The sequence below is a fragment of the Pseudomonas sp. Pme6b genome, from assembly GCF_058129925.1.
On record NZ_CM176704.1, the window covers coordinates 5518542 to 5539710 of the forward strand.

Genomic DNA, 21169 nt, shown 5'->3' on the forward strand with positions numbered 1-21169 from the left:
GAAAGATGGCAGTTCAACACGGGCCGGAGCAGGCCGGCCCGTTCAAGGGGTCAGGCAGAAGCAGCGTCGTAGAACATCGAACTGCTTTGCTGTTCGACCAGCGCCTGTTCGATGGCAGCCTGATGCACTTCATCAGCATGGCCTTCGCCCGCTTCGGGCTTGATGCCCAGACGGGAGAACAACAGCATGTCCTTGTCGGCTTGCGGGTTGGCGGTGGTCAGCAGCTTGTCGCCATAGAAAATCGAGTTGGCACCGGCGAAGAAGGCCAGCGCCTGCATTTGCTCGTTCATCGCTTCGCGCCCGGCAGACAACCGCACGTGGGACTGCGGCATGAGAATCCGTGCCACCGCGAGCATGCGGATGAAGTCGAACGGGTCGACGTCTTCGGCGTTTTCCAGCGGCGTACCGGCAACCTTGACCAACATGTTGATCGGCACCGACTCCGGGTGCTCCGGCAGGTTTGCCAGCTGGATCAGCAGCCCGGCGCGGTCGTCGAGGGACTCGCCCATGCCCAGAATGCCGCCCGAGCAGATCTTCATCCCGGCATCGCGCACGTAGGCCAGGGTTTGCAGGCGCTCGCTGTAGGTCCGGGTGGTGATGATGCTGCCGTAGAACTCCGGCGAGGTGTCGAGGTTGTGGTTGTAGTAGTCCAGCCCGGCAGTGGCCAGCGCTTCGGTCTGCTCCTGATCGAGACGGCCGAGGGTCATGCAGGTTTCCATGCCCATGGCTTTCACGCCTTTGACCATCTCCAGCACGTAAGGCATGTCCTTGGCGGAAGGATGCTTCCAGGCCGCGCCCATGCAGAAACGGGTCGAACCAATGGCTTTGGCACGCGCTGCTTCCTCAAGCACCTTCTGCACTTCCAGCAGTTTTTCTTTCTCAAGACCGGTGTTGTAGTGACCGGACTGCGGACAGTACTTGCAGTCTTCCGGGCAAGCGCCGGTCTTGATCGACAGCAGCGTGGAAACCTGCACACGGTTGGCGTCGAAATGAGCGCGGTGCACCGTTTGCGCCTGAAACAGCAGGTCATTGAATGGCTGTACGAACAGCGCCCTGACCTCGGCTAAAGTCCAGTCGTGACGCAAAGTGGCGGTGGTGCTGGCGCTCATCGGGCGGCTCCTTGGTGTTTCTGGGCAATGCGCGAGGGCGTAAAGGCACCATGCGCTACACGGATGTCGGGCATATTTAAGGAAGAGCCATGCGCTGTCAACCCAACCGCCAATACGAGGTTTACATCTGGTTAAAAAACAAACAACACTGTTTGTTATGCGATGAGCGCAGCGAGGTGCCAATGCCTGTCTGCGTGCCGTGCGAAGCCGAGCTGCCATGGCTGGGCGGCCAGTGCGACTGCTGTGCGCTGCCGTTACCCCTCTCCGGCATGAGCTGCGCGCAATGTTGCAAGCGCCCTCCCGGATTTGCGCAGGTCATCGCGCCGTGGCTGTACGACTTCCCGGTGGACAGCCTGATTACCCGATTCAAACATAACGGTAAATGGCCGATGGGACGCCTGCTGGCCGAACTGTGCGGGCAGTTTCTGCACCACCGTTTCGAGGAAGACCTGCCACGTCCCGATTACCTGATTCCTGTTCCTCTCGCCAACAAGCGCCTGCGCCAGCGCGGCTATAACCAGGCGGCGATGCTGGCCGGGTGGCTGGGTAAACAGTTGCAACTGCCCGTTGACGAACACCATGTGTTGCGCAGCCGGGAGACAACAGCGCAACAGGGGCTGGACGCCAAGGCACGCAAACGCAACCTGCGCGACGCCTTCACCCTCGTTGATCCCGACTGGGTGCAGGGCAAGCACCTGGCGCTGGTGGACGACGTCCTGACCACCGGTTCGACGGCAGAGGTCATTGCGCGACTCCTGAACAAGGCCGGCGCGCGAAGAGTGGACGTGTACTGCCTGGCAAGAACGCCGAAGCCTGGGGATTGATTGGGCGCTATGCTCAGAAACCTCAAAACGCTCATCGCTTCCACACTCCGCGTGGTAGCGCAGCCCTGGACGCTCCGCGTCCGGTTTTCGACGCCATGCGCGAGAGCGATCATACTGCCCTCTCCTACTCGACCGCCCCGGATTACCATGTCGCTACCCACCTTGCTGACGCAACACATGGTCCACCGCCCGCAACGTATCGCGTTGTTGCAGCACATTGCCGAACAGGGCTCGATCACCCGTGCCGCGAAAAGCGCAGGCTTGAGCTACAAGGCAGCATGGGACGCCATTGATGAGCTGAACAATCTGGCGCAAAAGCCGCTGGTAGAACGCAGTGTCGGCGGACGTGGCGGTGGCGGCGCTAAGCTGTCGCTAGAGGGCGAGCGAGTGCTGCGTCTTTATCAGCGGGTGCAGGCATTGCAGGCCCAAGTGCTGGAAGCGGCCGAAGACAGCAGCGACCTTGACCTGCTCAATCGCCTGACCTTGCGTACCAGCGCACGCAACCAGTTGCTGGGGCGGATCGTCAACATCACCCGTCAGGGACACAACGATCAGGTTCGCCTGCAATTGGCTGGCGAGGTGTTCATCGAAGCACAGGTTACCCATGACAGCACCCTGCGTCTGGAGCTGGAAAACGGCACGGAGGTGGTTGCACTGATCAAGGCCGGTTGGCTGGAACTGCATGCAGACAACAGCAAAGAAACAAATGGAAACAATTGCCTGATCGGCCGAATCGACAGCGTGACCGACGCTGAAGATGGCCCAAGCGAAGTGCGAATCACACTCCCCAGCGGCCAGACGCTGTGCGCCCTGGCGACACCTGAGCACCTGCATGCACGACAGCTGAAAACCGGTGCCACGGTGCAGGCAAGATTTGCCGCTTCACTGGTGTTGCTGGGTATACCGATGTAAGCGTCGGCAAGTCATTACCGCGACACAATTCCGTCATATGTGCGCACTAAGGTGGCTGCCATATTCGAGGGAGCCGTGATGATGAAACTATTAGAAGAAAATCAAACCACAGATCTGGAAAACCTGGTCGGCACAGACAAGGTCGGCCTCACCCGCCGCGGCTTCATCAGCGCAGGTGCCCTGTGCGGCGCAGCGATGTTTCTGGGTGGCAACCTGTTGAGCCGCACGGTTCTCGCGAACAGCATCAGCGCAGCGTCCGGCACACTGCTGGGCTTCCAGAGCATCCCTGCCGCCACTGCCGACAGCATCAGCCTGCCGCAAGGCTACACCTCATCGGTTCTGATCAGCTGGGGCCAGCCTTTGCAGGCAGGCGGCCCGGCTTTCGACCCGAGCGGCAAGGGCACAGCCCAGGCTCAGGAGGTGCAGTTCGGCGACAACAACGACGGCATGTGCCTGTTCCCGATGCCAGGCCACAAGGATCGCGCACTGATGGCGATCAACAACGAATACACCAATTACCGCTACCTTTTCGATCACGGCAAGGAGCCGCAATCGGCTGAAGAAGTGCAAAAGGCACTGGCTGCAGAAGGCGTTTCCGTGATCGAAGTGCAGCAGCACAATGGTAAGTGGCAGTTCGTTCAGGACTCGCGCTACAACCGTCGCATTCATGGCAACACGCCGATCAGCCTGAGTGGTCCGGCAGCCGGGCACGACTGGCTCAAAACGGACGCCGACAAGACCGGCACCCAGGCGCTCGGCACATTTCAGAACTGCTCCAGCGGCCAGACGCCGTGGGGCACTTACCTGACCTGCGAAGAGAACTTCACTGATTGCTTCGGCAGCAGCAACGCCGAGCAGAAGTTCGACGCAGGCATGAAGCGCTATGGCGTGGTTGCCGCCAGCAAGGAGATCAACTGGCACCCGCACGACCCACGCTTCGACGTTGCGAAAAACCCCAATGAGGTCAACCGTCATGGCTGGGTGGTCGAGATCGATCCGTTCGACCCCAAGTCCACACCGGTCAAACGCACTGCACTCGGTCGCTTCAAGCATGAGAACGCGGCCTTCACCCAAACCAAGGGTGGCCGCGCCGTGGTGTACATGGGCGACGACGAGCGTGGCGAGTTCATCTACAAATTCATCAGCCGCGACAAGATCGATCACCAGAACCCCAAAGCCAACCGTAACCTGCTCGACCACGGCACCTTGTACGTGGCGCAGTTCGATGCAGGCGACAGCAATCCGGATCATCCGAAAGGCAAGGGCCAGTGGGTCGAACTGACTCATGGCAAGAATGGCCTGGACGTGGCTGCCGGTTTCAATAATCAGGCAGAAGTGCTGATTCACGCGCGCCTGGCGGCCAGCGTTGTAAAAGCCACGCGCATGGACCGCCCGGAGTGGATCGTAGTCAGTCCCAAAGACGGTCAGGTCTATTGCACACTGACCAATAACGTCAAACGCGGCGAAGAGGGTCAGCCTGTAGGCGGGCCGAATCCGCGCGCCAAGAACCAATACGGGCAGATCCTGCGCTGGAGCGAAGAAGGCAGCAATCCTTCAGCGATGACCTTCGACTGGGACCTGTTCGTGGTCGCGGGTAACCCTACTGTGCATGCCGGTACACCGCAGGCCGGGTCGAGCAATATCAACGCGCAGAACATGTTCAACAGCCCCGACGGCCTGAGCTTTGATGAAGCCGGCAGGCTGTGGATTCAGACCGATGGCGACTCAAGCAACAAGGGTGACTTCGCGGGCATGGGCAATAACCAGATGCTCTGCGCCGATCCTGCCAGCGGCGAAATTCGTCGCTTTCTGGTCGGGCCGATTGGTTGCGAAATCACCGGCATCAGCTTTGCGCCGGACTATAAAACCATGTTCATCGGCATCCAGCATCCCGGTGAAAACGGTGGTTCCACGTTCCCCGAGCATTTGCCCAACGGTAAACCGCGCTCATCGGTGATGGTCATCACCCGGGAAGATGGCGGCGTTATCGGCGCCTGATCGGCAATCAGGAAGAGGACGCAGATCGCTCATCGTTATATAAAGGTCTGCTATTGATTCTGGCCGGAGGCCGTGGGAGCGAACTTGTTCGCGAAGAGGGCTGTATGATCGTCGAAAATGCATCGACTGAAACACCGTCTTCGTGAGCAAGCTCACTCCCACAAGGATCTTTACTCCGCCTGATACTGCGCGTCGAGCCCCGCTTTCCGGGCTCATCAAGACTTGAGTATCACGCCGGGCGCAGAGCGTGGGAGCGATGAGCAATCAATTAATCAATCAACCCGTTCACATCGTAGAACGGGTATGGCCCTTCATAGTCGCCGAACACTGCGTTATGACTGACAAACCCCTGTTCCGAATGCCAGCGATGCAGCACGTAGCCTGCCGGTTCCAGGTTGAAATGGGCAGGCGCGGCTTCGTCGAGGTCCAGCACGATCTGGTGTGAGGTGCCAGGGCAGATGCTTGCCACGCTGCCACCAAAACGCCGCTGCATGGGGCGATGCAAATGCCCGCACAACAAACGCTCCACTTGCGGATGCTGGGCAATCACACGCTCCAGCGCCGACGCGTTGCCGAAGGGTTCGCGGTCCATGTGCCCTATGCCGGTAATGAACGGCGGATGGTGCAGGATGATCACCGTCGGTACATAAGGACGACGTGACAGCTGCGCGTGCAACCAGTCCAACTGACAGTAATCCAGTTGTCCGCCATGCTCGCCGGGAATGGTCGTGTCCATGCCGATCAGACGTACCGGGTATTTCTCCACCACCCAGTCCAGAGGTCCGCTGGCCGACAATGGCAGGTACACCTGTTCGGCAAACGCAGCCAGCAGGTTGTGTCGATCGTCATGATTACCGGGCACCAGATAGAACGGCATGTGCAGGCGTTCCAGCTCAGGCTTGAGCACGGCGTATTCGTCCTCACGCCCGAAGTCCACCAGATCACCACTGATCACCACTATGTCTGGGCGCTGCTTGCTGGCGTTGATGTGTTCGACTGCGCGGCGCAATGCACCCAGTGTATCGACCACGCCATAGGTCAGGCGCCCGTCGGCCTTGAGGTGCAAGTCACTGATCTGGGCAATAAGAAACGGACGATTCAAAATAATCTCTCTACGGAAACGATGTTACGAATGCAGGGTGAACAGCGCCTGCGGCTCAACACTCAGGGCGATGGCAGCGTTGGCGGCGTGAATAACGTTGTCGGTGCTGTCCACCAACATCGGCTGCGGACCTCCGACATCGACCAGCAAACGACTTTGCGCACCCTGAAAAAACTGCCCGACCAAGCGACCCTGAAGGTGCCCGCGCTCCGGCATCAGGCGCAGATGTTCCGGGCGGCAGTAGACCGTGCCCGGCAGATCAGCGCCGTTCCACGGCAGCTCGCCGCCGCTCACCTTGAGGCCTGACGGGGTGCGCTCGACCACGCTGAACGCATTCAGATTGCCGACAAACCCGGCGACGAACGCATTGGCAGGTTGTTGATAGATTTCCCTGGGCGTCGCCAATTGCGAGACGCAGCCTTTTTCCATGACCAGAATCCGGTCGCCCAGGGCCATGGCTTCGCCCTGATCGTGGGTGACGAACACCGAGGTGATGCCCAACCCACGCAACAACTGATCGAGCTCGCTGCGCAAGCGCTCACGCAACTGCGCATCCAGTGCCGCCAGCGGCTCGTCGAGCAGCAGCACCCGCGGACGCGGTGCCAGAGCCCTGGCCAGCGCGACCCGTTGACGCTGACCACCAGAAAGCTCGTTGACACGACGATTGCCATGACCGGTCAGGCCAACCAGTTCCAGCAACTCATCGCAACGCTTGCTTCGTTCGGCAGGCGACAGGCCGCGAATCTTCAGGCCGTAAACAATGTTCCCGGCGACGTCTAGATTCGGGAACAGCGCGTAGTTCTGAAACACCATCCCGACGTCACGCCGCTCGATAGGCAGGCGCGTAACGTCCTGATCATCGAACAACACCTGACCGACGTCCGGACGTTCAAGCCCGGCGATCAGACGCAAGGTGGTGGTCTTGCCGCAACCGGACGGACCGAGAATCGCCAGCGTTTCGCCAGGCTCGATGGTCAAGTGCAGATCCTGTACAGCAACGGTGCCGTCGGCAAATGCCTTGCGGCAGCCTTTCAGGCGAATGGTAGTTCCGCTCATCGGCTCTCTCCACGGGCAAGACGCGCACTGATGGCCTGCAACGCAATCAGCAGCGGCACAATCAGCAACAGAAAAAGAAGGGTGTAGGCACTGGCGACTTCCAGTCGGGCTGAGGCGTAGCTGTCGGCCAGACCGACCGGCAGGGTCTTGGTCATCGGCGTGTGCAGCATCCAGGTCAGGTTGAACTCGCCCAGCGACAGGGTCACGACCATCAGCACACCGGCCAGAATTCCGGCCCGGCAATTGGGCACCACCACGCTGAAAAAGCGCTTGATCGGCCCGGCGCCCAGACTGGCGGCAGCCTCTTCAAGAACCGGCAGTTGCTGACGCTGCATGACCGCCATGACCGGGCGCACCAGAAACGGCAACGTGAACAACACATGGCCCACCAGAATGAACAGCCAGCTGCTGCGAAAGCTGCCGAACTGGCCGTAGGTCAGCAGCAACGCCAGGGCGCTGGCCAGGCCGGGCATGGCGACGGGGAGGACCATCAGTTCTTCAAAGGCCCGGCTGAAGCGATTGTTCATGCGCACCAGCGCATACGCCGCCGGAACGCCGACCAGGCATACGCAGATCGCACAGGCCACAGCCAGTTGCAGCGACAACCAGACGGTCGGTGAATAGGCTTGCCAGACCTGCACCAGCCAGTCGAATGTCAAACCGCTCGACAGGCCCAGAAAATAATTGCGGGTCAGCCCGGCAAGCAGCGAAAGCACTACCGGGACCAGCATGAACGCACAAACCAGTAACGTGAATGCCAGTTGCGCAGCAAACAATGGAGAACGTTTCAAAGGGCAACCCCTGATGTCCCGACCATGCGACGGGCCAGCAACAGCACCGCCCATGTCACTAGCCCGAGGATCACCGACAGCGCGGCGGCTACGGTGAAGTTGGCGTAATTGGTGAACACGTTGTAGATCGCCACCGGCGTGACGTTCAGGCGCGTACCAAGCGTAAATGCAGTACCGAATGCGCCCATCGACGTGGCGAAGCAGATCGCACCCGCAGGACACCAGCGCGGGTGCCAGCCCCGGAACGATTACATCGCACACCACCCGCCAATGACCCGCGCCCAGCGAATGCGCAGCTTCTTCAAGGCTGCGGTCCAGGCTTTCGCAAGCGGCCATGACGGTGAGAATCACGCGCGGAATCGAGAAATACAGGTAGCCAATGAACAAACCGGTAAGCGAATAGGCGAATATCCAGCGTTCGCCAGCCAGCTCCAGCCCGAGTCCCGCGAAGATGCCTTGGCGACCGGCCAGCAGAATCACCAGAAAGCCCACCACTACGCCAGGAAACGCCAGCGGAAAGGTCAGCAACGCCACCAGCGCAGAGCGTCCGAAAAACTGGTTACGGGCCAGAAACACACCGCTGATACCGCCGACCAGCAACGCCGCAAGCGTGACCACCAGTGCCAGCAGACAGGTCTGCGCCAGGCTGCCTAGGTATTGAGCACTGCTCAACACCTGCCAGTAACCGCTGCCGTCAGAACCTTGCGCGCCGAGCAGGATCAGGTGGGTCAGCGGCAGCAGCCAGAATGCCAGCAACACCGCCAGCGCCGGAGCAAGTGCCACCGCAGCGGTCGGGCGCAGCCGCAGCTTCATAAATCCGCCCTTGTGCAGAGCCAGCGCGTGTCCCGGCGAGGCTGACATTACTTCACCTCACGCAGATAACGGGCAGCAAAGGCTTCCTGCACGGCAGCCATGTGCTGGTAATCCACCACACCGGCACGAGCGTAATCGCTGTCGGGCAGGAACTGCGCGGCCACGTCGGCAGGCATCTTCGAGCGCACTGGACGCAAATAAGCCTTGGCCCACAGCGCCTGGCCCTCGTCAGACAGGACGAAATCCAGCACCTTCTCGGCATTGGCGCGGTGCGGTGCCTTGGCAACCATGCTCATCACGTACGGCACGCCAATGGTGCCTTCCTTGGGAATCACGAAAGCGACGTTGGCCTTGTCCTTGTAGCGAGCGCGATAGGCGTTGAAGTCGTAGTCGACCAGAATCGGCAGTTCACCGGACAGTACGCGTGCATAAGCGGTTTGCTTGGGCACGATGGGCGAGTTCTTCGCCAGCTTCTGGAAGTAGTCGATGGCCGGGCCGAAGTTGTCCAGTGTGCCGCCCATGGCCTGATTGATCGCAACGGCGGACACGTACCCGACGAATGCACTGGAGGGGTCGAGGTAGCCGACCATGCCCTTGTATTCGGGCTTGAGCAGATCCGCCCAGCTTTGCGGCACCGGCAGACCGCCCAGTGCGTCGACATTGACCATGATGCCCAGCGTGCCGGAATGAATGGCGAACCAGTGCCCTTCAGGGTCCTTCAGGCCTGCGGGAATGTCGTCCCAGTGCTTGGGTTTGTAGGTATCGACCACACCGGCCTTTTGCGCTTGCAGGCCGAAGGTCACGCCGTAATACACCACGTCTGCGACCGGCGCGGCCTGCTCGGCGACGATCTGCGCCAGCGCCTGCCCCGAGTTCTTGTTGTCCAGCGGCACTTGTACACCGGTGCTGTCGGCAATGGCCTTGAGCTGCGTGCCCCAGTCAGCCCACTCAGGCGGGCAGTTGTAGCAGATGGCGGTTTCGGCGGCCTGGGCGAGGCTGGCCGCACTACATAACAGCAGTGCCGCGAGGGTTTTACTGAGGCTGAGCATGAAGCATCTCCTGGTAGGGCTGGGTGCTTTCGCCGGGCCGGATATGGCACGGCAGACAATGAGAAACCGGTGCCGCGCCGGCAATCCGCGACAGCAACTGGTCGATGACGATGTGCGCCAGTTCGGTAATCGGCTGAACCACACTGCACAGCGTCGGGTGCATCTGCGTGCCCAGCGTGATGCCGTCGAAGCCGATGACCGAAAGACGCTCGGGAACACCCCAACCATTGCGGCGTAATTCGGCGATCAGGCTGATAGCCAATAGATCGTTGGAACAGACCAGCGCGCTTGGCGCAGTCGGACCACGTAACAACGGTTCGAGCGCGGCGAAGTCGGCGTTGGTATGGGCAGGCATTTCAATCACCGGGCGCGCCTCAAGCCCACCCTCGTTCATGGCATCGCGATAGCCTTCGTAACGCAGGCGGGCGCGGTCGGACTGCATGACCGGGCCTGCGACCATCGCAATACGCCGATGGCCGGCGTTGATCAGATACCGCGTCGCCAGCGCCATGCCTGCGCGGTTATCCACAGACACAGCGCTGTACTCCTCATTGTCGGTCTGGTGATAGGCCAGCACGAACGGCGTGTCCTCGATGGCCAGGCTCTCCAGCACACGGTTGTGCTCGGCGTCGGTTACGGTCAGCACCAGCCCGTCGACCCGCTGGCGCAGCAGTTCCTCAACAACGGCGCTTTCACGCTCGGCGCTGTAGTCGGTGGTCGCCAACAACAGGTTGTAGCCCCGTGCCCGCGCCGCCCTTTCCATAGCCTGAAACTGCTCGGCGAACACCGGGTTGAGCAGGTTTGGCACGATGACGCCAATCAGATTGGTGGTTTGCAGACGTAACTGTCTGCCCAGCCGATTGGGGCGAAAGCCCAGCTCACGAGCAGCGACGAATACTCGCTCGCGGGTCTCGGCGCGCACCACCTCAGGGCTTGCGAAGGCGCGTGCAGCAGTCGCCCGGGAAACCCCGGCCAGTCGTGCAACTTCTTTCAAATCAGTCATGGTCGCTCGCTTGAGATCGATCTCATTGGCGGCAACTCTAAGTGGCGAACATGGCTAAACAGCGACCGGAGGATGACCGTTTGGTGACAACTCGACCCTTGGGCATTTTAAACAGAAGGGGTTTAGCGAACCGGGACCGGTCTGCGTTACCATCAGCGGTCCGACGCGGCAACCTGCTGCGCGCAGGAGTAGTCATGGCTCACCCGTTTGCAACACTCACTCCCGATCTGGTGCTAGATGCCGTTGAAAGCATCGGTTTTCTCAGCGATGCCCGCATCCTGGCACTCAACAGCTACGAAAACCGCGTGTATCAGGTCGGTATCGAAGATGGTCAGCCGCTGATCGCCAAGTTCTATCGGCCACAGCGCTGGACCAACGAAGCCATCCTTGAAGAACACAGCTTCACTTACGAGCTGGTCGAGGTCGAAGTGCCCGTTGTTGCGCCCATGGTGCATAACGGCGAAACCCTGTTCGAACATGCCGGCTTTCGCTTCACGCTATTCCCGCGCCGAGGCGGACGCGCGCCGGAGCCGGGCAATCTGGATCAGCTGTATCGCCTGGGTCAGTTACTGGGGCGTATGCATGCGGTCGGCTCGACCAAACCGTTTGCGCACCGCGAAGCACTGGGTGTGAATAACTTTGGCCATGCGTCGGTCAATTACCTGCTGGAAAACGACTGCATCCCGCGCAGCCTGCTTCCGGCTTACGAGTCGGTAGCCCGTGACCTGCTCAAGCGTGTCGAGGACGTTTACGCCGCCACGCCGCATACCAACATTCGCATGCACGGTGACTGTCACCCCGGCAACATGATGTGCCGCGACGAGATGTTCCACATCGTCGATCTGGACGACTGCCGCCTTGGTCCTGCCGTTCAGGACATCTGGATGATGCTGGCCGGTGATCGCCAGGAGCGCCTCGGCCAGTTGTCGGAGCTGATGGACGGTTACAACGAGTTTCATGATTTCGATCCACGCGAACTGGCCCTGATCGAACCACTGCGTGCCCTGCGCCTGATGCACTACAGCGCCTGGCTGGCCAGGCGCTGGGACGACCCTGCATTCCCGCACAGCTTTCCATGGTTCGGCACAGAGCGTTACTGGGGCGACCATATCCTGGCCCTGCGCGAGCAGATGTCAGCGCTGAATGAAGAGCCGTTGAAGCTGTTTTGACCTGATGAGCCCCAGATTATCGTGCGGCGCTCCGCGTCGCATGCAGCTCTGGACGCTCCGCGTCCGATCCTGAACAAGCGACGCGGCACAGATGTCGTGAATCAGCCGAACCTGTGTATAACATCCAGCGCTCCAGCGTGAGTACGATCAAAACCATCAACCGCATCACCCCACAATAAAACCGGAAATTTCTGTATTAAAGGGACGCTCCATGCAAGCTGCCAATCCACGCCGTGGATACATCCTGGGCCTGAGTGCTTACACCATCTGGGGCCTGTTCCCCATCTACTTCAAGGCCATCTCCGCCGTTCCGGCCATCGAGATCATCATCCATCGAGTGCTCTGGTCAGCCCTCTTTGGCTCGATCGTGCTGATGTTCTGGAAACATCCCGGCTGGTGGCGTGACCTGCGCAACAACCCACAGCGACTGGCCGTGCTGGCACTCAGCGGGACGCTGATCGCTGCGAACTGGATCGTCTACGTGTGGGCCGTTAACAACGGCCGCATGCTTGAAGCCAGTCTCGGGTATTACATCAACCCGCTGGTCAACGTGCTGCTGGGCATGCTGTTGCTGGGCGAGCGGCTCAGGCGTCTACAAATGCTGGCGGTCGCTTTCGCCACCATTGGTGTCGCCCAGCAGGTCTGGAACGTCGGCAGCCTGCCGTGGGTGTCACTGGCCCTGGCGCTGACCTTTGCGTTCTACGGCCTGATCCGCAAAAAAGCCCCGGTTGCCGCCTTGCCTGGCCTGGTGGTGGAAACCTGGATGCTGGTGCCGCTGGCATTGATCTGGCTAACGCTCAACCCGACGGCCGTGAGCGCCCAGCCGGAATTCTGGACCACCACGCAAGCCATCTGGCTCGCCGCCGCAGGCCCGGTGACGCTGATCCCGCTGGTGTGCTTCAACGCCGCAGCCCGTCACCTGCCCTTCACCACCCTGGGTTTCCTGCAATACCTCGCGCCCACGCTGGTTCTGCTGCTGGCGGTGCTGCTGTATGGGGAGCACCTGACCACCAGCACCATCATCACCTTCGCCTTCATCTGGGCGGGGCTGGCAATCTACAGTGTGGATATCTGGCTGAAATCCCGCAGCCGAGGCTGATCAAAAAACACACAACACCTCGCAAGCCACGCCCCCCGTGGCCTGCAAGAGGTTCTCCAAGGGTTATCCACAGGCAGGCTAACCTTATCTGTGCACAAGCCATTGAAACTGTTGGTTTTTTGATCAACTTTCGCCAGCCCACGGCGAACGTGGCGTGCAAGGCTATTCCCCCAGGTTATCCACAGGCAGATGCACGGTTAACTTGGATAACCTGAAAGTTAATCTAGTCCTCAGTACCCAACACCAGCTCCACCATCAGATCATCAGCCAGGGTCTCAAGCCCTGCCTGCAGGTCATCCAGCGACAAGCCCACCGGTACGCCCAGCACTGCATCGGCGTGGAACAGCAACTCGCTGCTCATGGGCGCAGGAGAACGTCGGTGATCAAGTGTTCAACGTTGACACCCTGCCCGGCCAGCAAGCGGGTGATGTCGCGCACAATGCCGGGGCGGTCGTTACCGACCAGTTGCATGCTGATCAACTGAGTCGGGGCGGTTGTCTCTATCACGCTTTCAGCCAACAGCATGCGAATGCCATGGGCCGACAGGCGTTCAACGCTTTGATCAGGTCATCGTACTTTTCCGGCTCGACGCCCACCTTGAGGATCCCGGCAAATTGCCCTGCCATGCGCGACATGCGGCTTTCCAGCAAGTTACCGCCCTGCTCGGCAATGCACTGCGCGATACGTTCGACCTGACCCGGTTTGTCGGGAGCAACCAGCGTTACGACGAGATGATCCACGGTCTATTCCTTTTTCTGTGCAGGTGATTTGAAAACGGCGTCGGTCGCACCAGTATAGACAGCCCCGAAGGCAGCCCGTGCACGGTAAATCGTGTACCGTTTGCCACGCTTTATGGAACAATCCCGGGCGCTTTTGGGAACACAATGAATATCATCGTGACCCGATATGAATATCCAGTCGTTTAATGACATATTCAGCGACGTTTTCACGCAACGGCGGCTCATGTAGTATCCAGAATCTCGTACTACATGACACCAAGATCAATAACAGAGCGCTCCCCGAGTGTGCTCGACCCTGCTGAGCAGAGTGAGGCAAGTGCAATGACTGAGTACGTTCAAGTCGGTGACCTGCAAGTCGCCAGAGTCCTGTTCGACTTCGTGCAGAACGAAGCCACACCCGGAACCGGCATCGACGCCACTGCGTTCTGGGCGGGTGCGGACCAACTGATCCACGACCTTGCGCCAAAGAACAAGGCACTGCTCGCCAAACGAGATGAATTGCAGGCGCAGATCGACACGTGGCACCAATCGCGCGCCGGACAGGCTCACGACGCCTCGGCTTACAAAGCCTTCCTTCAGGAGATCGGCTACCTGCTGCCAGAAGCAGCGGACTTCCAGATCACCACACAAAACGTCGATGAAGAAATAGCCACCATGGCCGGACCGCAACTGGTCGTGCCTGTAATGAACGCACGGTTTGCGCTCAATGCTTCAAATGCCCGCTGGGGCTCGCTGTATGACGCGCTCTATGGCACCGATGCCATCAGCGAAGAAGGCGGCGCGGAGAAAGGCAAGGGCTACAACAAGGTGCGTGGCGACAAGGTGATCGCCTTCGCCCGCGCATTCCTCGATCAGGCAGCCCCTTTGGCGGCTGGCTCGCACGTTGATTCGACTGCTTACAAATTGATCGACGGCAGACTGGTCATCAGCCTCAAGGGCGGCAGCAACACGGGCCTGCGCGACGATGCACAACTGGTGGGTTTTCAGGGTGAGGCTTCAGCGCCGTTCGCCGTGCTGCTCAAACACAATGGCCTGCATTTCGAATTGCAGATCGACGCTTCCAGCCCGGTTGGCCAAACCGATGCGGCAGGCGTGAAAGACATCCTCATGGAGGCCGCGCTGACCACCATCATGGATTGCGAAGACTCCATTGCAGCCGTCGACGCCGACGACAAAGTGGTCGTCTACCGCAACTGGCTAGGCCTGATGAAAGGCGACCTGGCGGAATCGGTGTCCAAAGGCGGCGAAACCTTCACCCGCACCATGAACCCGGACCGCGTCTACACCACGCCACAAGGCGGCGAAGTCACGCTGCACGGTCGTTCGCTGCTGTTCATTCGTAACGTAGGTCACTTGATGACCATCGACGCGATTCTCGACAAGCATGGCAAGGAAGTGCCGGAAGGTATTCTCGACGGCCTGCTGACCAGTCTGGCTGCGATCCACAACCTTAACGGCAATACCTCGCGCAGCAACAGCCGCAGCGGCTCGATGTACATCGTCAAACCGAAGATGCACGGGCCGGAGGAAGCCGCGTTTACCAACGAACTGTTCGGGCGTATCGAGCAGGTGCTGGGCTTGCCGGGCAACACATTGAAAGTCGGCATCATGGACGAAGAGCGCCGTACCACGGTCAATCTCAAAGCCTGTATTCAGGCAGCCAGCGAGCGCGTGGTATTCATCAACACCGGCTTCCTCGACCGCACCGGTGACGAAATCCATACCTCGATGGAAGCGGGCCCGGTGGTGCGCAAGGCGCAGATGAAAGCCGAGAAATGGATCAGTGCCTACGAGAACTCCAACGTCGACATCGGCCTGAAATGCGGCCTGCAAGGTCGCGCACAGATCGGCAAAGGCATGTGGGCCATGCCCGACCTGATGGCCGCCATGCTGGAACAGAAAATCGCTCACCCGCTGGCTGGCGCAAACACTGCCTGGGTGCCCTCGCCTACAGCGGCTGCGCTACACGCCCTGCATTACCACAAGGTCGATGTATTCGCTCGCCAGGCCGAACTGGCTCAACGCGAGCAGGCATCGGTGGATGATATTCTGACCATTCCCCTTGCGCCGAACACCGACTGGACGCCCGAAGAAATCCAGAACGAACTGGACAACAACGCACAGGGCATTCTCGGCTACGTGGTGCGCTGGATCGATCAGGGTGTAGGTTGCTCGAAAGTACCGGATATCAACGACATCGGCCTGATGGAAGACCGCGCAACGCTGCGCATCTCAAGCCAGCACATGGCCAACTGGCTGCGTCACGGCGTTGTCAGCGAAGCTCAGGTGCTGGAAAGCTTGAAGCGCATGGCACCGGTCGTGGATCGCCAGAATGCCAATGACCCGCTGTATCGCCCGCTGGCGCCAGACTTCGACAGCAACATTGCCTTCCAGGCAGCCGTCGAACTGGTGATCGAAGGTACGCGACAGCCTAACGGCTATACCGAGCCGGTACTGCATCGTCGCCGTCGTGAGTTCAAGGCCAAAAAAGGAATGTAAGGATTTTAGTCATCGGACCTGAGAGGCAGCTTGCTGCCTCTTCGGGAAGGCGATGAGTAAACATCGCGTTTTTTGTTCGAATACCCCAGATACTTTCCAACTCGCCACATCGTGGAAGCAAAACGAATCCCACCCTATTTGTGGGAAAAAGTCATTCCCGATGTAAGGCGCTTGATCAACATGTGTAAGCCCGATCCTTAATTATAAAAATGTAACTACAAGGTATTTCCGCGCACGACACACAGTGATATCTCTCCCTGCCGCATTAATAAAAGTCATACCCCTATAAAGATCATTCACCGAAATGGCTTCCTTGGTGGGGCTACCCTGCATTTTTCCGTCTCTACGATAACCGCACCGGCGAATTGCTCTCGGAAACCGAGATTCATGATCTGGAGTCGGCAGGTGGGCCAATGTCTTGGGGCGGTGGGTCAGGAATGGCCTATGCCGGAATGATCCTCATCGGGCCGAACGTCTCTGATTGCGTCGGTGATCAACCTGCCATTCCTTGAATCCCCGACGACCTTTCACCCATCCTCGCGCGCACCAAAATAAAAGCGGAACCGAATCCACATATCGACCACCCATCCAGACAGGTACGAAAACCTCCCGTTCAAGCAGGGAAACGTTTCAGGCACCTGCCACAGCTGACTCACCAACGGAAGCAAACCGCGAGTCAGCAACGTAGCCCCCGTTATGCCCCCGAGCAAACACGCCTGCCCCGTGCCGCCCTGGCAGTTTGAAGAAGTGTCGCCTGCAACCTCTTGGCGTCATGGCGACAGCCCTTCAAACACGTTTTACGCACCACCGAATGTGCAGTGTCGATTACTACCACCACCTGTATTGATCTGTCGAACTTGATATCTGAGCCGATGGAGCCCGCTCATGACCTTAAGAATCAATACTCGTTCTGCTACCCCGGTTGTACCTCTGGAAACAGGATCTTCGTCGCAGCCGGCAGTACCGTCTGTCACGGCAAGACCGACTGAGCCTCCGCCAGTCGCCAATCCTGCTGCACCTAAATCAGCGCCAGGTGTTCAGCAAACTCACGGGCTGAAGACGCGCATCGCTGGCAAGCTTTCCGAGCGTCAGACCAATTTCAGTCTCGGTATTCCCGGCACCGGTCGTACTTTAAACCGGCCCTTGCGCAGCGGGATTCCGGAGGAAGGTGAGCACCTATCGAGCGAGGAGAAACACGATCCGTTGCTAAAAGAAGCGCATGAACTGCAGCGCATGGTCGATTCGGCGCTGACCCACCTGAAGGCGGCGCCGACGTCTCTCTGGGAGCGCCCCGCCCCTTCAACGGTAAGGGGTATTACCACCAAGGTTTTTCCGTGGCTAAAGCCTGCCCCGCTACGCGAGGTCGCCAGCAATGGCAGCAACGCCAAGACCAAGGCCGATAAATCACAGCAGAGCCCTGAAACCATCGCAGCGGCGGTGAAAGAGTTGAGCACCCGGCTGGATCATCAGAGCAAGGTGCTCGCCACAGCCACCCTCGCATTGGTCGCTGCGCGCGAGCATCTTGAATCGCTCGAACAGGCCACCCCGCCCACGTCGACCGAACGACTGGACCATGCCAGGGCTCGCGTTCAACAGGCCGACTCCACCACCCGCCTGGCCAGCCAGCAACTTCGGGAGCTGATTCAGGGCACAGAGGTACTGCAACTGGGCGCGCTGAGTGAGGGGCAGGATCAGGTTAAACAGAAAGCCGAGTTCTCTCAGCAGTGGCTGGGCGAGTTGCGCACACGCATGCAGGCGCTGGATGTCCGTTTCGCCGACCGGCACGCTGCCATCGAAATCGAACTGCAACTCAAGGTGGCAGAGACTCGTGAGCTGATTTCACTCGATCACGACATGACCGCGGCCGAGCACACGGCCGCGCACGCCAATACGCAGCTTTCTGCGTTGCGCGCCCAGCGACAGGAGACGCCCGAAGGGTCAGACGAAGCCGCCAGGCTGGACACCGCCATTGGACAGACGCTTGCAACGCGTTCACAGGCCATGCAAACACATCAGCAACTGGCAAAAAGACTGGTGCGGGTCGATGCCGATGTTGCGCGCCTGAACGACGAGCTGGGCGAGATTCATCAGCGAATCGCGATCGTCAATGACGAGCGCTTTGCACTCAAGACACTTGATCAGAAACTGCCCGCATCAGACCAGGTCACCACGCCTGCAGAGGGCGAGGTCCAAGAACGAATCGATAAAACCGCTCTCAAGAACGTCCGCGAGCAGTACCTCGCCAGTCAGATCAGTCAAGCGCACGCTTTTGTAGCAACCGGTGCGGATGAAATTCAAGCGGCCCTGCAACGTATCGGCGATCGCCTGCAAGGCACGCCGCCACCCACATCGCTGCCAGCCTTCGCGGTTATCGAGGTAATAACGTCGGCGCTGGCAGACGTGACGGGCAATGACGCCACACGTGCCAACCGTGTGCTCGACGTACTGAGCCAGCACCCACTGGAACATTGGCCACGCGTTGCCGAAGAAATGTCGAAGTCGGTCAGGACCCGCAGCGCCACAAACAACAGCATTCAGCAGGACACGCTCAACCTCTGTCGAAAACTGGCAACTGTGCCGCGTGGCATGGAAATGCTGCAAGTGCTCTCCAGCGATGGCACTGCACCGATAGTGGCCGAGCGGGCCAAGCCTTTGCGCGTGTTCTGGAATGCCGATGAAGCGCAGCAGAAAGAGCCCGACGGCAAGGTCAAGGCATGGCTGCAAACCGCCAAACAGGTGGCGCGCAGCAAGCTGGATGGAGACGAGAAGTCGTTCGACGATGTTGATCACGCCGCCTTCAACGCGGTTCGTAACGGTTATTTCAGCAACGCTCCCGGCACGCCCTATGCGCAGCATGACCAGCGCCTGAAAAAAGCGACGATGGAATGGGTCATGCGCGCCGTGGCGGCCAATACCCCGGAGCAAGCAACAGCAACTGCCCCAGCGAAAAGCTCGTTACCACGCCGCCTGGTCCCCACGCTGAACAAAACACCCTTTGCTAAATCGACGCTGGATCGGGCCTACTCGGTGGGCGAAAGCATGGGCCTGCAATCGCCCAGAAAGCAGGTTGATCAGGTGATTTCTGCGCGTATCAGCATGCTGGAAGAAACCCTGAAAAACGCCAAGGGTGCACCAGGACTGCAACTTGAAATCTCGGCCGCCCACGCCATGCTCGATCACCTCAAATCTCTGGAAAAGAAAGGCACTCACCTGTCGCAGGTGACGCTTAAAAACCGCGATGGCAAATCGATGCAAAGCCTGCTCAAGGCCCGCGTTCAACAGCAGCGGCTATCACAGATATGGGATAAGCCGGACGCGAACGGCAAGCGCGCAGTCAACGTACTGCACAAAGCTCAGCACATCGAACTGCCGCCGCTGTACAGCGAACTGGCGAACAGCAAGCTGTCGGTCTACGAGGCAATCAATCGCGTGGATGAGCACCTGCGCGAGATATTGCCGCCAGCGCTGCAACCTGCTCAGTCTGTTGAAGAGGTGCTTGATCAGGACTTGAACGCGGCGATAAAACTGCTGAAAACACGGCATTTGAGCGAGAAAAGCGACATTGTGACGTTTTTCAAGCCGTTCATTCTTGAAAGCCGCCTGCGCGACCGGCTTCGGCTGGGCGGCGGAGGCACGCTGGGCGTAGGCTTGCCGTCGCTGCCCTACAGCTTGATATCGCCCATCGTGTCACCGATCTTTTCGGCAGAGAAATCTCGCAGTGACGAAGCGTTTGCCCAGTTGTTCATGCCGATTCTGGGGATGGAAATGTCCTTCGGCAAAGCACGAACCGAAGCCGCCGAGGTCACCATCGGTGTGGCGGCAGGAAGCGCGGTTGCAGAGGGTGTGGGGATACAGGCTGCGCTCACTGGCCGCTTTACCGCTCAGGAAACCCAAACCAGCTCGACCCTCATGCGCTTTTTCCGCACCCGTCACAAGGACGATGAAATGCGCGGCAACATGCTGACCGCGCTGGACAGCATGGTGCGCTGGGACATCATCGACCCGCAAAAGGGCCAGCGCTACGCCGGGCCGCTGGAAGCCATACTGGCGCGTAACCCGGAGGTCTCTGTCAGCCAGATAGATGCGACGTCCAGCACCCGGAACGTCGCGGCGCGTGTGGCATTGCGCGTCCCGGCGGTACGTTTCAAGGATGGCGCAAGCGATGCCTCTCAAACCCTGACGCCGGAACCTTCGGTGTACGTCGAAGCGGATCGAATCAAGGAAACACGCACGGAAACCGGCGGATTCATCAGCGTTGTCGGCGCCAAGGGTGACACTGCTCAGCAACGGGCGGGGGTCACCGCCAACCTGAACTTCGCGCCGATTGCCAGCTCGGCCACGTCAGTAGAAAAAGGTGCCAACCATGGGGTTCAGGGTCAGGGGCTGGGTTTGCAACTGGGCATGTCCCGAGACCTGGCCTGGGCGCTGGAAAAGAACGAAATATCGCCCTTCCTGATTGGCGACAAACAGGACGCCGATCTGGACCGGCACTACTCCACGCCGCGCGACATGCAGGCCGAAATCACCGCCAACCGCGATCTGTGGTTGATGCGTTGCATCGAAACACTGGAGCCGGATGAGACAGGCAACAAAAACACCCCCGACAACCGCCTGCGCGCGGCTATACACCTTGACGCTTTCGAGGCGACAATCAAACGTCTGGGCAAGGACAGCAAGTATTGCCAGTACAACGTCAATTACTCGATGAAGGGCCGGGCAGGCGCCGAAATAGACGGCTATCGCGGCATTCAGGCTGTGGCTTTGCAGCGCGGGGATGTGCAGGCAGCGGAGAAGGCCCAGCAGGCCATTGACGATATTTTGCTGACCAAAGAAACCTGGCGACCACTGATGTTGATCGTTCGTGAACGGGCACGGGACTCAACCGTTGTCGGCTGGCGTAACCTGCTGCGTTGGCAGAAGCTCTCCAATATCGACGGTCAGCGCACTGCAGCGCAGTTTCCGCCGCCATGAAAACGGGGATCGACACGCTGGTCATTCAACTGTA

General features: G+C 59.6%; 13 protein-coding genes and 3 pseudogenes. 8 read left to right on the top strand and 8 right to left on the bottom strand.

What is annotated here, in order from left to right; translation table 11 throughout:
• Nucleotides 1–50 precede the first annotated feature (50 nt).
• A complete protein-coding gene (gene bioB / locus AC4ANE_RS25200; protein ID WP_002555574.1) occupies nt 51–1109 on the bottom strand; it encodes a biotin synthase BioB in 1059 nt (352 codons plus the stop codon).
• 89 nt (nt 1110–1198) lie between these two features.
• On the opposite strand from bioB, the gene AC4ANE_RS25205 reads away from it, so the two are divergent.
• From AC4ANE_RS25205 to AC4ANE_RS25215, 3 genes are all read left to right on the top strand, one after another.
• A complete protein-coding gene (locus AC4ANE_RS25205; RefSeq protein ID WP_002555575.1) occupies nt 1199–1933 on the top strand; it encodes a ComFC family protein in 735 nt (244 codons plus the stop codon).
• Nucleotides 1934–2080: 147 nt separating this feature from the next.
• Complete coding sequence (locus AC4ANE_RS25210; RefSeq protein WP_002555576.1) at nt 2081–2845, top strand: TOBE domain-containing protein; 765 nt, start codon at nt 2081–2083, stop codon at nt 2843–2845.
• Nucleotides 2846–2926: 81 nt separating this feature from the next.
• On the top strand, nt 2927–4843 hold the full coding sequence (locus tag AC4ANE_RS25215; protein WP_002555577.1) for a PhoX family protein: 1917 nt from the start codon (nt 2927–2929) through the stop codon (nt 4841–4843).
• Nucleotides 4844–5111: 268 nt separating this feature from the next.
• Here the strand turns inward: AC4ANE_RS25215 and AC4ANE_RS25220 are convergent, their stop codons facing one another.
• The 6 genes and pseudogenes from AC4ANE_RS25220 to AC4ANE_RS25245 form a co-directional block, all read right to left on the bottom strand.
• Nucleotides 5112–5945, bottom strand: coding sequence for a phosphodiesterase (locus AC4ANE_RS25220; RefSeq protein ID WP_005735063.1), 834 nt, complete (start codon nt 5943–5945; stop codon nt 5112–5114).
• 24 nt (nt 5946–5969) lie between these two features.
• Entirely contained in the window at nt 5970–7001 is a 1032-nt protein-coding gene (locus AC4ANE_RS25225) for an ABC transporter ATP-binding protein (RefSeq protein WP_002555580.1), read from the bottom strand.
• Nucleotides 6998–7792: an ABC transporter permease gene (locus AC4ANE_RS25230; RefSeq protein ID WP_002555581.1), complete on the bottom strand. Its 795-nt coding sequence runs from the start codon at nt 7790–7792 to the stop codon at nt 6998–7000. Before AC4ANE_RS25230 ends, AC4ANE_RS25225 begins: the two co-directional genes overlap by 4 nt.
• Nucleotides 7789–8653 (bottom strand): annotated as a pseudogene (locus AC4ANE_RS25235) (ABC transporter permease). The gene AC4ANE_RS25230 and the pseudogene AC4ANE_RS25235 overlap by 4 nt, the downstream one beginning before the upstream one ends.
• A complete protein-coding gene (locus AC4ANE_RS25240) occupies nt 8653–9654 on the bottom strand; it encodes an ABC transporter substrate-binding protein (RefSeq protein ID WP_002555583.1) in 1002 nt (333 codons plus the stop codon). The pseudogene AC4ANE_RS25235 and the gene AC4ANE_RS25240 overlap by 1 nt, the downstream one beginning before the upstream one ends.
• On the bottom strand, nt 9638–10657 hold the full coding sequence (locus tag AC4ANE_RS25245; protein WP_002555584.1) for a LacI family DNA-binding transcriptional regulator: 1020 nt from the start codon (nt 10655–10657) through the stop codon (nt 9638–9640). The genes AC4ANE_RS25240 and AC4ANE_RS25245 overlap by 17 nt, the downstream gene beginning before the upstream one ends.
• A 194-nt stretch (nt 10658–10851) precedes the next feature.
• Here AC4ANE_RS25245 and AC4ANE_RS25250 point away from each other — a divergent pair, with 194 nt between their 5' ends.
• Nucleotides 10852–11826 carry a serine/threonine protein kinase gene (locus AC4ANE_RS25250; protein ID WP_460408584.1) on the top strand — a complete coding sequence of 325 codons (975 nt, stop codon included), beginning with the start codon at nt 10852–10854 and terminating at the stop codon, nt 11824–11826.
• A 211-nt stretch (nt 11827–12037) separates the two neighbouring features.
• Nucleotides 12038–12925 carry an EamA family transporter RarD gene (rarD, locus tag AC4ANE_RS25255; protein WP_010204883.1) on the top strand — a complete coding sequence of 296 codons (888 nt, stop codon included), beginning with the start codon at nt 12038–12040 and terminating at the stop codon, nt 12923–12925.
• A gap of 223 nt (nt 12926–13148) precedes the next feature.
• Here the strand turns inward: rarD and AC4ANE_RS25260 are convergent.
• Nucleotides 13149–13665: pseudogene (locus AC4ANE_RS25260) on the bottom strand (glycine cleavage system transcriptional repressor).
• 321 nt (nt 13666–13986) lie between these two features.
• Between AC4ANE_RS25260 and AC4ANE_RS25265 the strand changes: the two are divergent.
• The 3 genes and pseudogenes from AC4ANE_RS25265 to AC4ANE_RS25275 all read left to right on the top strand — a co-directional run bounded on the left by AC4ANE_RS25265 (nt 13987) and on the right by AC4ANE_RS25275 (nt 21135).
• A complete protein-coding gene (locus AC4ANE_RS25265) occupies nt 13987–16164 on the top strand; it encodes a malate synthase G (protein ID WP_002555587.1) in 2178 nt (725 codons plus the stop codon).
• Nucleotides 16165–16436: 272 nt separating this feature from the next.
• A pseudogene (locus AC4ANE_RS25270) lies at nt 16437–16676 on the top strand (hypothetical protein); the annotation flags it as partial.
• 721 nt (nt 16677–17397) lie between these two features.
• Nucleotides 17398–21135, top strand: coding sequence for a coiled-coil domain-containing protein (locus tag AC4ANE_RS25275; RefSeq protein ID WP_170947354.1), 3738 nt, complete (start codon nt 17398–17400; stop codon nt 21133–21135).
• The last annotated feature ends 34 nt before the right edge of the window (nt 21136–21169 follow it).